This is a genomic window from Nonomuraea sp. NPDC005501 (assembly GCF_040605905.1).
Lineage (GTDB): Bacteria > Actinomycetota > Actinomycetes > Streptosporangiales > Streptosporangiaceae > Nonomuraea.
On record NZ_JBEXDT010000086.1, the window covers coordinates 1 to 14,057 of the forward strand.

Consider the following 14,057-nt stretch of genomic DNA (forward strand, 5'->3'; position numbering starts at 1 on the left):
GCCGCGGCGTCCGCGGGCGTCGGCGGCCTGTTCCTCGCCGCGACCGCGTTCGACCCCGACGGCGCCGGCGACCCGCGAGCCGCCAGGTTGCGCGCCACCCTGCTCGACAGTGTCGTCATCGTCGACAGGCCCCACGTCCTGGGCGAGATGTTCGGCGGCGCCGCGGACGGGCTGCTGGTGGAGCTGGCGAACTGGAACGAGCGCAGCATGGGGGAGAGCGCCTGACGCCGCGCCGGCCGTGCCCGGCGCAGGGAGTTGCGGAGAACGGCATGATCCGTCACCATCGTCGGCATGACTAGTGGAAAGGGCGTTCTCCGCCCAGGCCGTTGAGGCCCACGGAGCCGGCCGAGGAGCCGGCCCACGACATCCTCACCGACATCCCCACCGACATTCCCGGCGCCGCGTTGCCGGCGTTTCTCGAACCTCTGCCGTACCCGCGGCGCATGCGGGCGCTGGCGCTGCTCGCCCGCCGCCTGGCGGGCACCTCGCGGGTGCGTGTCCTCCTGGGCGAGCTGTCCGCGGGAGACAGGGACGCCCGGCGTACGGCCCTGCACGTCGCCATGGCGGCCCGTGACCTCGGTTTCGTCCAGGATGTCCTCGCCGGCCCCGACATGGGGCTGCGACGGGCGGCGCTGCGCGCGGTGCGCACGCTCCCCGTACCGGATGCGGCGGTGGCCGCCGCGCTCCAGGACGCGCCCGCCGACCTGCGGCTGGCGCTGTACCGCACGCTGGCGCACGCCCGGCGGCAGACCCTCGCCGAGAGCCTGCTGCCGCACGTGCATGCCCGGTGGGGTGACCGCGAGGCCGCCGCGCTGCTGCCGGCCTGCGGTGCGACGACCGCCGGGCAGTGGCTGCCGCGGGTCGCCCACGCGGTGACGTCCTGGACGGCCCTGGCCGAACGGCACGCGGACGCCGTCATGGCGGTGGCCGAGCAGGAGCTGTCCTCGGGTGCCGACGCGTGGACCTGGTGGCGTCGCCGCGGGGCCGGCGTGGCGCGCGCGTCGCTGCGCGAGCCGGCGCGGCTGCTGGCCCTGCTGGAGCGGCGGGACCTGCGTCCGTTCGTCGTCAGGCTCCCCGTCACGGCTCTGAACGCGCTGTTCGGAGTGGACGTGGCACGTGCCACGAGGGTGGTCGCCGACGCCTGGTCGAGCTGCGGGTCGGCGCCGCCGAAGGCGCTGCTCCGCCGGCTGCGGTCGGTCCCGGACGCGGAGATCATGCGCCTCGCCCACGCGGATCGAGGGCTCGGCCCGGTGCTGCGGTGGCTGCCGCCCGCCCGCCGGGTCGTGATCTTCGAGGCGGTCGCCGGGAAGCGGGGCGGATCCACCGGCATGTGGGCCCTGGACGTGCTCGGGTGGTTGCCCGCCGGGCCGGCGGCGGCCGAGGCCAGGCACATGCTCGCCTGGTACGAGTCGGTGTGGCACTCCGCTCGCGCCCGGCTGGACGATCCGAACATCCCGCTGCGGCTCACCTCCTTCCTGCCGTACGAGGAGGCGGCCGGACCGCTGAGGGAGGCCGCGGTGGGCGGGGACCCGCGGCGGCGGGGACTGGCAAGGACGCTGCTGGTGCGGTGCGCCGTCCGCGCCGGGGACCGGGCGGAGCTCCACGCGCTGCTGGCGGACCTGGCGGCGCGTACCGTCAACGAACAGGACCCGCTCCGCCGGGACCTGCTGACCGCTCTGCGTGAGGTGCCGCCGGGGCTGTTCGACGACTCCTGCGCCGGGACGCTGGATCGCATCGCCACCGACGCGCTGGAGGCGCCGGACTCCTCCCTGGCCACCGCGGAGGCGCTGCACGGGCTGGCCGGCCGGACCCTGCGGCACCATGATCCGGGCGTGGCGCCGGCGCTGACCGCATGGGCGCTCGGCGTGTACGGAGGGCTGGTGGCCCGGCACGGCGCGGACGGTCTGCCCGGGCGGGTGTCCCGGACCGTCCCCGCGGGCCGCCGCCGTTACGCGTCCGACACGCCCGCGGTGCCGGAACCTCTGGACCGGGTGCTGCGCGCGGGTCAGGAGCACGATCTGCTCGCGCTGCTGCGCCCGCACCTTCGCGCGGCGCGCGAGCGGGGGGACTTCGCCCTGGCCGTGGCCCTCGCCCATGCGCTCGGCCGTCGCTCGTGGGCGCTGGCCGAGCTCCTGGACGACCTGCGCGCCGCCGTACGTCTGGCCCCCGAGCCGCTCGCCCGCGAGGCCGCCGGGCTGTGGCTGACCCGCCCGCACCATCGTCGGCGGACGCTCCAGCCGGTCCGTGCTCCGGGACCGGAGCGGCCACCGGGAGGCGGGCGCCCGCCGTACGCGACGGGTGGTGAGCGGGAGCGGCGGGTCGCCGAGCTCGTCCGCGAGGACCCGTCCACCGTGGTGCTGCCCGCCGTCTGGCGCACGGTGGCCCGGCGCCGCACCGACCTGCTCCCGCCGCTGCTGGAGAGCGACCGCGGCGGCCGGTTCGCCGGCTCCGCGTGGGTGCCGCCGGTGAGTGCCGGGGACGCCGGCCGGTGGACACCCGGCCAGCTCGACCGGGTGCGCGCCGTGCTCGCGGAGGCCGTACACGACGAGGGGCTGCCCATCGCCCTGCGGGTGGCCGCCGTCCGGGCGACGGGCCGGATCAGCGGCGGGCTGGACCTCCTGGCCGCCTGGGCGAGGCGGGAGGAGGTGGTGCTGGCCGAGGCCGCCATCGCGGCCATGGCGGACGCCGACGCGCCTGGCCGGGCGGTGCGCCTGCTCCTGGAGCACGCCGGCGGGCGGGCGTCCCGGGTCGCGGTGGCGGCGCTGGCTCGCCGCTGCGGGGCGGTCCCGCCGTCGCTGCTCGGCCCGCTCCTGGAGAAGGCGCTGACCGCCCCGGACAGCAAGGTCGTCCTGCGCAAGCAGGCGATCCGCCGGCTAGGGCGCGACCGGCCGCCGGGCGCGGCGGACGTTCTGCTGCGGGCGTGGGCGGACCCGGGGCTGCACCGGGACGTACGGGTGGCGGTGGCGTCGGTGCTGCGTGGCATGCCCGAGGATGCCCGGGCTCTTGACGCGCTGGGGGACGCGGCCGGCCGGCACGCCGGTGAGCCGATGCTGCGCGAGCTCCTCGCGGCTCATCCGTTGGAGTACGCCCCCGACGTCCGTCCCCGCTACGCGGACCTGGTACGGCGGCTGCTCCTGGCCGCCGACCTGCCGGGCGTGCGTTTCCGCGCGTCGAAGGCGTTCGCCCTGTGGGCGCACTGGTACCGGGGCGGCCTCGAGGAGATCATCGAGGCCGCGGCCGACCCGGGGTCGGGCGAGCAGGCCATGGAGGTGTTCCTGGCGCTGCTGCGGGCCGGGACGATCCGGTCCCAGGCGCTCGACGTGCTCTCCCGGCTGGCCGCCGCCGTACCCGGTGAGAGCCTGCGGACGCCGGCGCGGGCGCGCGTGGCCGGCCTCGTGGAGGAGCTGGCCAGGGTGCAGGACCTGAATGTCGTGGCCGAGCCGTGGCGGCGCCGGCTCGCCCGTGACGCGGTGGACCTGCTCGCCGGCCGGCCGCTGCTGCTGACCCAGGCGGTGCGGCTCGCCGTGGCGCTGCTCCCGGCGGACGAGGAGGGGGAGTCACCGTCGTTCGGCGATGAGCTGTGCGCGCTCGCCGACCTGCTCCACGACCGGCCGGTCCTGGCGGCTCGCACGGCCGTCAGGGTCGTCTCGGAGGTGTTCGGCAGGTACCGCAGGCGGTGGCCGATGCCGACCGCGGCCGTCCCGGTCGTGGCTCGGCGGCTGATGGATCGCGGTGATCTCGCCGGGGCCCTGTTCGCGCTCGCGCTGACGCGGGTCTGCGGGGAGCGTGCCGAGTGGGCGGCGCCGTGGGAGGAGCTCCTGCACGACCTGCGGAGTTCTCCGCACCTCGAGGTCCGTCAGGACGCCTGGGACACCTTCCCCGGCTGAGTCGGAGGGAGACCCGGCCGTGAGAAGATCCATCCGCATATGTACGGGTTCGGAGTGTGGAGGGGGATCGATGTTCGCGACATCGCTGGGTGACGACGGCGCGGAGCTGCGGCCGCTGGAGCCGTGGCGAGCCGAGGAGTTCCTGGCCCACATGGACCGGGGGCGGGAGTTCGTCGGGCAGCACGTGGCGCTGGGGGACATCGTCACGGACCTGGAGTCGGCCCGCCGGTTCCTCCAGACGTACGCGGACAAGGCCGCGGCCGACGCCGGGCGGATCTACGGCATCTGGACGGACGGGAAGCTGGTCGGCGGAGTCCTCTTCCGGACGATGGACGTCGCGCAGGGCACCGCCGAGGTGGGCTGCTGGCTGGAGCCGTCGGCCGTGGGCAGGGGCCTGGTGACGCGGGCCGCACGCGTGATCATCGATTGGGCCGTCGAGGAGCGGGGCGTCCACCGCGTGGAGTGGCACGTCTCGGCGGCCAACGAGGCCAGCATCGCGGTGGCCCGGCGGCTGGGGATGACGAAGGACGGGGTCCTGCGGGAGAGCTTCCTGTACCGGGGGAAGCGGCAGGACATCGAGGTCTGGTCGGTGCTCGCGCCGGAGTGGCGGACGGGCGGGCGTCGCGGGGCCCTGTGACGTCCGCATCCCGGGCCTGAGCCGGTCGGCTCCCGAACGCGAGCCCTAGTCCACGTCCGCCACGCGGACCACGTACTTGCCGTTGCCGCGGCCGTCGGCGAGCAGCTGGTGCACGGCGGGCACGCCGGCCAGCGAGCCGACCCGCGTGAGCGCGACATCGAGCCGGCCGGCTCCGACCAGGTCCAGAACGCGCCGCAGGCCCGCGGCCACCCGTTGGGGAGCCGACCGGCTCAGGCTCGTGATGCTGAAGCCGCCGATCGCGACGTTGCCGCCGATGAGCCGTCCCGCCTCCGGCAGGGGAGCGGGCGCCCCGCCGCCCGCGTTGCCGAAGATGACGATCCGCCCGCCCGGCGACGTGATCGCCAGGTCGACGTCGAGCAGGCTGGTGCCCATCGGGTCCAGGACGACGTCCACGCCGTTCCCGCCGACGGCGGCGCGTACGGCCTCGGCGAGCTCGGCGCCGCGGGGGAGGACGACGTCGTATCCGCTCCGCCGGGTGGCATCGACCTTGTCCGGGCGGCCGACGGTGCCGATGAGCGTGCCGCCGCCCAGCGCGGGGACCAGCCGAGCCAGAGCGCCCCCCACGCCCCCTCCCGCCGAGTGCACCAGCACGCTCTCGCCGGGGGTGAACCGCGCGGCATCGGTCAGGAGCAGCAGCGCGGAGGTGAACACCATCGGCGTGCCCGCCGCCGTGGGCAGCGGGATCTCCGCCGGCACCGGCACGGTCAGCGCCGCCGGCGCGATCGCCACCTCGGCGAGGCCGCCTCCCGGTGTGAACGCGACCACCCGCTGCCCCGCCACCAGGCCGCCGACGCCCGGGCCGGCCTCCCGGACGGTGCCGGCCACCTCGAGGCCGGGCACGTACGGCCACGCCGGCGCGTAACCCGGATCGCCGCGGCGGGCCATCACGTCCATGAAGTTGATCCCGGCCCAGGCGACGTCGATGCTCACCTCTCCCTCGCCCGGCCGTGGTTCGCCGATCTCCTGAACCTCCGTGCGGTCCGATCCCGCCGACGGCGCGGTCATCACCAAGGCACGCATCCCGGCCCACTTTCTTTCGATGTTCGTCGTACAACGAAAGTCGTATCATGGTTGTACGACGTTTGTCGAAAGAGAGATGCGACATGCCCCGATCGAACAGCCGCCGCCCAGCCCTGGTCCACCCGGACGCCGACGCGCTCGACGTGCTCGACATCCTGCACGCGCTGGCCGACCCCACCCGCATGACGATCGTACGGACCCTGCGCGCCGCGCCCGAGCGGGCCTGCGGCACCTTCCCGGTGGACGTGGCGCCGTCCACGCTCACCCACCACTTCCGGGTGCTCCGCGAGGCCGGCCTCATCCGCCAGCGCGAGGACGGCAACCGCCGCTGGACCGCACTGCGTCTGGAGGACCTCGACGCCCGCTTCCCCGGTCTCCTGGACGCCATCGTGAACGCCTACGCGTCCGACGCCCACGCGTCCGAGGTCGCCGAAGGCTGACCGGGCCCGCGGGCCCGAGGCCGGCGGCACGGACGGGCGACGTCCGAACACAGATATGTATGGACACGCTGCGTGACTGAGACGATACTCAACGTGTCAGCCCCCTTTGTTTCCTGCGATCACTTCACCACTGCCAGCACCGCATTCGCCGGCGTGCCGTGTTGCCCGGAGTCGTGCCCGTCAGGGGACAGGACAGAAGGAGAACGATGCATTCGAAGAGGTTCCTGGCCCTCCCCCTCACGGTCCTCGCGGCGGTGGCGTGCCTCACGACGACCGCCGCGGCCAGCGCGGCGCCCGCTCCGGTCGCCGCGGCCGCCCGTCCGTCAGCGCTTCCTCCCGGCTACCAGCTGGTCACCCTGCCCAACGCCAACGTCCCCAACTTCCAGCGCCGCACGCTCTACTGTCCCGGCGCCAAGAAGGTCCTCGGCGGCGGCGCCGAGGCGCGCGGCAACCGGGCGATCCTGGTCGGGTCGTTCCCCACCGATGACGGCCGCGGCTGGATCGGCATCGGCCGCCAGGACGGCTACAACGACGTCGGCATCAGCGTCTTCGCCATCTGCGCCGACTGACCTCGGCCTCCGCCGGCCCCGGTCGCTCCACGGCCGGGGCCGGCTCCATGTCCGGCGCCCGGACCGGGGGTGACCGCGTCCGGCAGGCCGTCCTCCAGGTCGCGTCACGGTGGTCGGCGTGGTCGTTACCTGAAGTTGCCATCCGACAGCTGAGCGTTACCATGGCTGGGGATCCTCCTTACCGCCCCTTTCCCCCCGAGCATGGAGCGCCGCATGGAGCGAACGGTTCTGGCCGCCGTCACCGAACGTCCCGACGCCGACTCGGCGCTCGCCGAGCAGATCCGCCGCGTGTGCGCGGCGATGGACGAGCTCGGGCTCCAGGTGCGCTGGACCCACCGGCCCGGCGACGCCCTGGCGGTGGTCGGGTCCGACGCGTCGCTGACGGCGGTGCTGGCGGCGTGGGACGGGCCGGGGGCCGAGGAGCTGCTGGGCGCGGTGGGCCGCCGGTTCCGCGGCCTGCCCGTCTTCCTGATGACCCAGGAGCAGGAGCTCCCGTTGTGGGTCTACGAGGTCATCCAGGGCTACGTCTTCCCGCTGGAGGACACTCCGCAGTTCATCGCCGGGCGCATCGCCCACGCCGCCGACCAGTACGCCGATAAGATCCTTCCGCCGTTCTTCGGGGCCCTGCGCCGCCTCCAGGACCACCATCGCTACTCCTGGCACACCCCGGCGCACGCCGGAGGCGTGGCCTTCCTCAAGTCCCCGGTCGGGCGGGCGTTCTTCGACTTCTACGGCGAGCGGCTGCTGCGCACCGACCTGTCCATCTCCGTCACCGAGCTGGGATCGCCGCTCGACCACACCGGCCCCATCGGGGAGGCCGAGCGCAACGCCGCCCGCATCTTCGGCGCCGACCGCACCTTCTTCGTCGTCAACGGCAACTCCACGGCCAACCGCATCGTCGGTCACCACGCGATCGCCCGCGACGACACCGTCCTGGTGGACCGCAACTGCCACAAGTCGGTCCAGCACGCGCTGGCGATCAGCGGCGCCCGGCCGGTCTATCTCGTGCCCGAGCGCAACGGGCTCGGCCTGGCGGGCCCGATCCCGCCCGCCGCCCTGGAGGCGGGCGCGATCCGCGAGCGGCTGGCCGCCCACCCCCTCGCCGCCGCCGAGCCGTCGTACGCGGTGGTCACGAACTCCACCTACGACGGGGTGTGCTACGACGCGGTGCGGGTCGGCGAGCTGCTCGGCGCCAGCGTGCCCCGGGTGCACTTCGACGAGGCGTGGTTCGCCTACGCCCGGTTCAACCCGCTCTACGCCGGCCGGTACGGCATGGCGATCGACGAGCGCACCCTGCCGGGCCCGGACCGCCCCACCGTGTTCGCCACCCAGTCGACGCACAAGCTGCTGGCGGCGCTGTCGCAGGCGGCGATGCTGCACGTCCGCCCCGCCGAGCGGGCGCCGGTCGACTACGACGCGTTGAACGAGACCTACCTCATGCACGCCTCCACGTCACCGCTGTACCCGATGATCGCCTCGCTGGACGTCGCGGCGGCGATGATGGACGGCCCGTCGGGGCCGTTCCTCACCGGGGAGGCGATCGTCGAGGCGGTCCGGTTCCGGCAGGCGATGGTACGGCTGGCCGCCCGCATCCGCGAGGACGAGCTGCGGCCCGACTGGTTCTTCGGCGTCTGGCAGCCCCCGGCGGTCACCGACCCGAGCACCGGCCGGACCGTCTCCTTCGCCGACGCCGACCCGGGGCTGCTGTGCGCCGAACCCCGGTGCTGGACCCTGGAGGCGGGCGCCGCGTGGCACGGGTTCGACGGGATGTCGGAGGGCTACTGCCTGCTCGACCCGGTCAAGGTCACGATCACCTGCCCGGGCGCCGACGCCGCCACGGGCACGCTCGCGTGGGGCATCCCGGCCCGCGTCGTGGCCGCCTACCTGGAGCGGCGCGGCATCGTGGTGGAGAAGACGGGCGACCACACCTTGCTGGTGCTGTTCTCCATGGGGATCACCAAGGGCAAGTGGGGCACGCTGATCGACGCGCTCACCGACTTCAAGCACGCCTACGACAACGACCTGCCGCTGGCGGAGGTGCTGCCCGGCTTCGGGCCGCCCGCGATCTCGCTGCAGAAGTTCTGCACCCTGGTCCACGAGAGGCTGCGTGACTCCGGGGTCGGGAAGCTTCTCGACCAGGTCTTCACCACCCTGCCCGATCCGGTCACGACTCCGGGCGACTGCTACCAGGCGATGATCCGGGCCCGCACCGAGCGCGTCCCGCTGACCGGCCTGCCCGATCGGGTCGCCGCGGCCACGGTGGTGGTCACCCCGCCCGGCATCCCCATGCTGATGCCCGGAGAGGCGACCGGCCCGGCCGACGGCCCGCTGATGACGTACCTGCGGGCTCTGGAGGACTTCGACCGGTCCTTCCCGGATCTGGCCACCGACATCCACGGCGCCCACCGCGACGGCGAGGGCCGCTACTGGGTGGAGGTCGTCAAGGACTGACCCCGAGCCCACGCGCCCCGGTGGCCGTGCGCAGGGATTCACGTGGCCCGGACCCGCGTGCGCCGCGGTCGCGCGGAGTCGTGTGCCCTGCCGGTGCAGGGGAGCGTGACGTCCACTCGCGTTCCCTCGCCCGCGCCGCCTGGCGCGGCGTGCTCCGCTCGACCGGGACCAGCAGCATGGCGAGCACCGGCTGACCGCGTACATCCGGTCCCGGAGCCGGGGCGGAAAAGGTGCATGGCTGGTCATCACCAACCACGATCGGTCCCGGATGTGCGCGCGTCGTCTGCCGCATGCCGCGGGTTCTCGACGGCTGCCACCGCAGGCCGGCGAGTGCGGGGCCGTCGGAGGGCTCGATCAAGCGGATCAACGTGGAGCTCACGGGTGTTCTGCCGTCCTTTCTGCTGTGGTGGTCGGTCGGTCGCGCGGACGTCTGCGGGGTCTCGCTTGATGATCGGCTACAGCTTGCCGTTACATGTTGGGTGTGCCGGTGACCAACGGCAGCGAGATCGAGGTGCCGGCCAGGTCGATGGTGACGTTGGCCCCGGTGCCGGGTTCGACGTCGGTCCCGGAGCCGTTGCCGCTCTCGTCGAGGTTGAAGTCGTCGTTGGCGCCGGTCAGCACCAGACCCAGCCGGTGCCCGGCCTTGAACTCGTAGTCCTGCGGCAGCATCTTCCAGGTGATCTGGTACGACTTGCCCGGCGTCAGCGGTGTCGAGCGGCTCAGCGACTTGTGGTTCTGCGCGTCCAGGATGCCGCGGGTGACCACCTGGAAGTCGGAGGTCGCCGTGTTGTCGGCGGCCCTGCGGTAGCAGCCGTCGTCATCGGCGCTCGCCTGGCCGATGCAGTCTTCGCCGCCGATGAACGTCAGGCCTTCCGCGGCCGTCGCGGTGCGTTCGTGGGTGATGCGGGTGTCGGTGCCGTAGTCGACGAGCAGGACGCCCAGGTTGGCGGTCGGCTTGTCCAGCTTCAGGCGCAGGCTCACCGACGGCGTTCCGGACAGCCGGGTCGCCTTCTGCAGCGGCGGGGTCAGGAAGGCGAGCCGGTTCGGGTTGGCGGTGGCGGGGTCGGTGGCCATCGCGACCTCGCTCTTGGCCAGGTCGAGGTAGCTGCCGGTGCCGGTCGAGGGCTTGGTGCCCAGGGAGCCGTCCCGCTGCGGTCGCAGGGTCGCCGTCCGGGTCGGTGCCGGCCAGTCGGCCTGGGTGATCCAGCGGTCCGGGCCGAGCTGTACGTCGACGCGCGGCTGCCGCATGATGTCGTTGGCGACGCCCATGAGTTCGTGGTCGAACCACTGGTGCAGGGTGTCCATCCACACCTCGCGCCGGGCCCAGAACGGGTCGACGTGCCCGTACTGCGTCACCCACGCCTTGCGCCGCACGTCGCGGGGCAGCGCGGCCCACCACTCGGAGAACTGGCTGCCCACCACGTTGCGGTCGTGCATGCCCATCACCGAGAACACGCTGGCGCGGACGTTGCGCGCCTTGGAGATCGTCCCGGTCCGGTAGTTGCGCTCGTCCCAGTAGGCGTTGTAGTTGCCGGTGGCGTCGTCGGAGTCTTGGAGCAGCTTCGCACTCACCGCCGCGCATCTGCCCGGATCGGCGGCGACCCGTTCGGCCTGCCAGGACGCCTGGCCCGCGAACCAGCTGAGGGTGCCGTTGATGCGCGAGTTCTCATATCCGCTGGTGTAGCCGGAGATGTTCACGATCGTCTCCAGCCCCCGTACGCCGGTGCCGGCGACGGCGGCGCCGAGCGCTCCCTCATAGGAGTGGCCGATCATCCCGGTACGTCCGGTGGTCCAGCTGGCCTTGACCGGTTTGCCCTGGTCGTCGTAGGCCCTGGCCCGGCCGTTCAGCCAGTCTACGACCGCCTTGCCGCCCAGCACGTCGGAGGCGCCATAGGAGCTCGGGCAGCCCTCGGACAGCCTGGTGCCGATCATGTCGACGGCCAGGAACGCATATCCGCGGGGGACGAAGTAGTTGTCGTAGGCCAGCGGGAATTTCGTCACGTTTCCGTTCGCGTCGTACGTCTTGTGATCCAGCTCGTAGCCGACGCCGGGGTTGTCGTAGTACGGGCTCTCATGCATGATCACCGGGACCTTGAGCCCGGAATCGCTCTCCTTGGGCCGGATGATGTCCACCCGGACCAGGTCCTTCTTGCCGTCGCCGTCGCTGTCGACCGGCGACTGCACCCGGACGTGCTCACGGATGGCGTCGGCGTAGGAGAAGACGGGCTGCGTGAGCCCGCCGGAGATCGCCGGCTTCGCCGTCGCGGACGCGGCGGGAACACCGGCGACCACGAGCGGAGCTGCGACGACGACTGCGGCGAGTAACCCTCGCCGGTTCAAACTGGACATGTGCCCTCCATGAGGTTGATGACTGGCTATGGCTGAAGCGCCGCATCACGCGGCTGACGAGAACCTCGCGACAAGCCCGTCAGGCGGCGTCGAGGGCTTCGGTGATCTTCCGGGTCATGTCGGCGAGGGTGGGGCTGGGCGAGCCCTGGGTGCGGGCGGCGGCTTCGACGGCGACGAGGACGGTGTTGCGGAAGTTGCCGGCCTCGGCCGGGGCCTGCTGCTTGAGCAGGGTCATGGCCGCGGTCAGGGCCGGCAGCACGTGGTCGGCGAGTTCGGCGACGGACTTGCCGTCCAGGTTGATGTCCTTGGTCTTGGCGGCGAGGACGTGCCCGATCGCGCCGGTGGCCGAGGACAAGGCGATGGAGCCGTGGGTGGCCACCTTGTGGGGTCTGCCGGCGGCGTCGGCGGCGGACATCAGCGAGATGGCGCCGTACGCGGCGGTGCGCAGGGTGGACTTGTCCTGGTCGGTCAGGGTGATGGACATGGTCGGGTGCTCCTTGGGTGTGTCTCTGACGTCCGGATGAATGGTGAAGGTGGTCCCGGTGGGCTCTCCCATCGGGAGGGTGGGCGGGGTGTCAGTCGTCGATGGCCTGGTAGAGGGTGGTCCAGAAGTCGTTCATCAGGTGCGCCGGGCTGGGGACGGAGTAGCCGAGCTGGCAGAGCAGGATGCCGGTGAGCTGGTTGGCCGGATCGGCGTAGGCCGAGGTGCCGCTTCCGCCGTCCCAGCCGAACTGGCCGATGGGGGCGTAGTCGCCGCGGTAGGTGCGCACCGCCATGCCCATCCCCCAGCCGCCCTGCTGCCCCTGGCCGAAGGAGATATGGACGTTGTTGGTGGCCAGGGCGGTGCGGGCGGCGTTCTGTTCGGGGGTGAGCCGGTTGGTGGTCATCAGCTCCACGGCTGCCCGGGACAGGATCCGCCTGCCCTGGTGCGTGCCGCCGTTCAGCAGCATCTGGAAATAGGCGTGGTAGTCGTCGGCGGTGGAGACCAGCCCGCCGCCGCCACCCTGGAACGCCGGCGGCCGGCTCCACCGTCCGCCCTCGGGCTCATCCCAGGCGAGGAACTCGCCGCTGCTCGGGTCGGGGGCGTACAGGGTCGGCAGCCGGTCGATCTCCTCGGTGGGCACGTGGAAGCCGGTGTCGACCATCCCGAGGGGCTCGAAGACGCGCTCGCGCAGGAACTCCTCGAACGACTGGCCGCTGACCCGAGAGACGAGCACGCCGACCAGGTCGCTGCTGATCTGGTATTGCCACTGCTCGCCGGGCTGGTACATCAGCGGCAGCTCGCCCAGGCGGCGCATCCACTCATCCTGCTCGGGCATCTCCACCGGCAGGTTGGGCGTGAGTCCCTGCTCGAAGACCGCGTTCATGATCGGCTTGCCCAGCGCCGTGAAATCCATGCCGAGCCCGAAGGTGGAGGTCAGCACGTCCCGCACGGTGATCGGCCGGCGCGCCGGCACCGTGTCGTCCAGCGGGCCGTCGGGCCGCGTCAGCACTCGCCGGCCGGCCAGCTCGGGCAGCCACTCATCCACCACGTCGTCCAGCCGCAGCCGGCACTCATCCAGCAACACCATCGCCGCCGCGATCGAGACCGGCTTGGAGGTGGAGGCCATCCGGAAGATCGTGTCGCGGCGCATCGGCGCGCCACCGTCATGCCGCATCGTCCCGAGCGCCTCGACGTGCGTATGGCCGCCCCGGCTGACCAGGGCGACGACTCCGGGAATCCGTCCGGAGTCGACATGGCGCTCCAGCACCTCACGCAGCTTGTACAGTCCGGGCTTGGAGAAGCCGTCAGCACCCATCATGAATCTCCTTGCATACGTTGTTCGATAGTGCGAGACCGGTAGGTCCGGTTCGCTGGACCGCTCATGGGATCCACCGTCGCCGACCGCGCTGACGGCGGGCCGTCGCCGTCCTGACGCCGCCGCTGACACGACGCCGCGCGGCCTGCCCGCCCCTGGGCGAGGTGTCAGGCGTACGACGTCGTCCCGAGCCAGAGAGCTCAGATCCGGGGGCCGAGGAAGCAGCCGCCGGAGGCGTCGATGATCTGCCCGGTCGCCCAGCGGCCCGCCTCGGAGGGCAGGAAGGTCACCACATCGGCGACGTCAGCGGGCCGGCCGGCCCGGGGAATGGCGTTGCCGCTGCCCACCAGCTGCTGGACCTCGGGGTTGTCGAGCATCCACGGGTTCATGTCGGTGACCGTCGGACCGGGCGCCACGGCGTTGACCGTGATGCCCCGCTCGCCGACCACCTGGGCCAAGGAGCGGCTGAGCACCTCGATGGCGGCCTTGCTCATCGCGTACGGCTGCTCGGGCATCGCGATCCTGGTCGCCGCGGCCGACAGGTTGATGATGCGGCCGCGAGCAGGCCCACCTCCAGGGCGGCGAACAGGATGTCCACGTCCCCGGCCACCCCCAGCTCAGCCCGGACCGGGAAGGCCCGGCCGCCGTCCTTCTCGATCAGGTGCACGGTCTGGCGGGCGGCCCTGTCATTGCTGCCATAGTGCACGGCCACCAGCGCCCCGTCGGCCGCCAGCCGCCGCGCGATCGCCTGCCCGATCCCCCGCGAAGCTCCGGTCACCAGCGCCGTCTTGCCCGTCAATGGCGTCATTCGTCATCCCAGAAGTGGTCCAATTCTTCCCACCACTAGGATCGGCGCGAGCAGCCGCTGCAACAACGACAACCTG

12 protein-coding genes are annotated in these 14,057 nt (G+C 72.8%); 6 read left to right on the forward strand and 6 right to left on the reverse strand.

All coding sequences use genetic code 11. The annotated features are described in order from the left end of the window. The 3 genes from ABZS51_RS32595 to ABZS51_RS32605 form a co-directional block, all read left to right on the forward strand. A partial coding sequence (locus ABZS51_RS32595) for a hypothetical protein (RefSeq protein WP_355449129.1) occupies window positions 1–225 on the forward strand: 225 nt, incomplete at its 5' end. A 101-nt stretch (window positions 226–326) separates the two neighbouring features. Then, window positions 327–3,887 carry a hypothetical protein gene (locus ABZS51_RS32600; protein WP_355449132.1) on the forward strand — a complete coding sequence of 1,187 codons (3,561 nt, stop codon included), beginning with the start codon at window positions 327–329 and terminating at the stop codon, window positions 3,885–3,887. A 70-nt stretch (window positions 3,888–3,957) separates the two neighbouring features. Beyond that, window positions 3,958–4,524 carry a GNAT family protein gene (locus ABZS51_RS32605; RefSeq protein WP_355449135.1) on the forward strand — a complete coding sequence of 189 codons (567 nt, stop codon included), beginning with the start codon at window positions 3,958–3,960 and terminating at the stop codon, window positions 4,522–4,524. A gap of 45 nt (window positions 4,525–4,569) precedes the next feature. Here ABZS51_RS32605 and ABZS51_RS32610 read toward each other — a convergent pair whose 3' ends face one another. Continuing rightward, window positions 4,570–5,475 carry a zinc-binding dehydrogenase gene (locus tag ABZS51_RS32610; RefSeq protein ID WP_355449138.1) on the reverse strand — a complete coding sequence of 302 codons (906 nt, stop codon included), beginning with the start codon at window positions 5,473–5,475 and terminating at the stop codon, window positions 4,570–4,572. Between the two features lie 173 nt (window positions 5,476–5,648). Here ABZS51_RS32610 and ABZS51_RS32615 point away from each other — a divergent pair, with 173 nt between their 5' ends. The 3 genes from ABZS51_RS32615 to ABZS51_RS32625 all read left to right on the forward strand — a co-directional run bounded on the left by ABZS51_RS32615 (window position 5,649) and on the right by ABZS51_RS32625 (window position 9,025). After that, complete coding sequence (locus ABZS51_RS32615) at window positions 5,649–6,005, forward strand: metalloregulator ArsR/SmtB family transcription factor (protein WP_355449141.1); 357 nt, start codon at window positions 5,649–5,651, stop codon at window positions 6,003–6,005. 206 nt (window positions 6,006–6,211) lie between these two features. Next, window positions 6,212–6,574 carry a hypothetical protein gene (locus ABZS51_RS32620; protein WP_310713132.1) on the forward strand — a complete coding sequence of 121 codons (363 nt, stop codon included), beginning with the start codon at window positions 6,212–6,214 and terminating at the stop codon, window positions 6,572–6,574. Between the two features lie 213 nt (window positions 6,575–6,787). Continuing rightward, window positions 6,788–9,025, forward strand: a complete 2,238-nt coding sequence (locus tag ABZS51_RS32625; protein WP_355449145.1) for an Orn/Lys/Arg decarboxylase N-terminal domain-containing protein — start codon at window positions 6,788–6,790, stop codon at window positions 9,023–9,025. A gap of 468 nt (window positions 9,026–9,493) precedes the next feature. Here the strand turns inward: ABZS51_RS32625 and ABZS51_RS32630 are convergent, their stop codons facing one another. From ABZS51_RS32630 to ABZS51_RS32650, 5 genes are all read right to left on the reverse strand, one after another. After that, entirely contained in the window at window positions 9,494–11,374 is a 1,881-nt protein-coding gene (locus ABZS51_RS32630) for a CocE/NonD family hydrolase (RefSeq protein ID WP_355449148.1), read from the reverse strand. 79 nt (window positions 11,375–11,453) lie between these two features. After that, a complete protein-coding gene (locus ABZS51_RS32635; protein WP_355449151.1) occupies window positions 11,454–11,858 on the reverse strand; it encodes a hypothetical protein in 405 nt (134 codons plus the stop codon). A 91-nt stretch (window positions 11,859–11,949) separates the two neighbouring features. Next, window positions 11,950–13,176 carry a serine hydrolase domain-containing protein gene (locus ABZS51_RS32640; protein WP_355449154.1) on the reverse strand — a complete coding sequence of 409 codons (1,227 nt, stop codon included), beginning with the start codon at window positions 13,174–13,176 and terminating at the stop codon, window positions 11,950–11,952. A 197-nt stretch (window positions 13,177–13,373) separates the two neighbouring features. Next, window positions 13,374–13,688, reverse strand: a complete 315-nt coding sequence (locus ABZS51_RS32645; protein WP_355449157.1) for an SDR family oxidoreductase — start codon at window positions 13,686–13,688, stop codon at window positions 13,374–13,376. Then, window positions 13,664–13,981, reverse strand: a complete 318-nt coding sequence (locus tag ABZS51_RS32650; RefSeq protein WP_355449160.1) for an SDR family NAD(P)-dependent oxidoreductase — start codon at window positions 13,979–13,981, stop codon at window positions 13,664–13,666. The genes ABZS51_RS32645 and ABZS51_RS32650 overlap by 25 nt, the downstream gene beginning before the upstream one ends. Window positions 13,982–14,057 lie beyond the last annotated feature (76 nt).

Excerpts from the sequence above, each read along its gene's own strand:
- ABZS51_RS32605 (WP_355449135.1), top strand. The coding sequence starts at position 3,958 with ATGTTCGCGACATCGCTGGGTGACGACGGCGCGGAGCTGCGGCCGCTG.
- ABZS51_RS32615 (WP_355449141.1), top strand. The coding sequence starts at position 5,649 with ATGCCCCGATCGAACAGCCGCCGCCCAGCCCTGGTCCACCCGGACGCC.
- ABZS51_RS32630 (WP_355449148.1), bottom strand. The coding sequence starts at position 11,374 with ATGTCCAGTTTGAACCGGCGAGGGTTACTCGCCGCAGTCGTCGTCGCA.
- ABZS51_RS32645 (WP_355449157.1), bottom strand. The coding sequence starts at position 13,688 with ATGCCCGAGCAGCCGTACGCGATGAGCAAGGCCGCCATCGAGGTGCTC.
- ABZS51_RS32620 (WP_310713132.1), top strand. The coding sequence starts at position 6,212 with ATGCATTCGAAGAGGTTCCTGGCCCTCCCCCTCACGGTCCTCGCGGCG.
- ABZS51_RS32625 (WP_355449145.1), top strand. The coding sequence starts at position 6,788 with ATGGAGCGAACGGTTCTGGCCGCCGTCACCGAACGTCCCGACGCCGAC.
- ABZS51_RS32640 (WP_355449154.1), bottom strand. The coding sequence starts at position 13,176 with ATGATGGGTGCTGACGGCTTCTCCAAGCCCGGACTGTACAAGCTGCGT.
- ABZS51_RS32650 (WP_355449160.1), bottom strand. The coding sequence starts at position 13,981 with ATGACGCCATTGACGGGCAAGACGGCGCTGGTGACCGGAGCTTCGCGG.
- ABZS51_RS32635 (WP_355449151.1), bottom strand. The coding sequence starts at position 11,858 with ATGTCCATCACCCTGACCGACCAGGACAAGTCCACCCTGCGCACCGCC.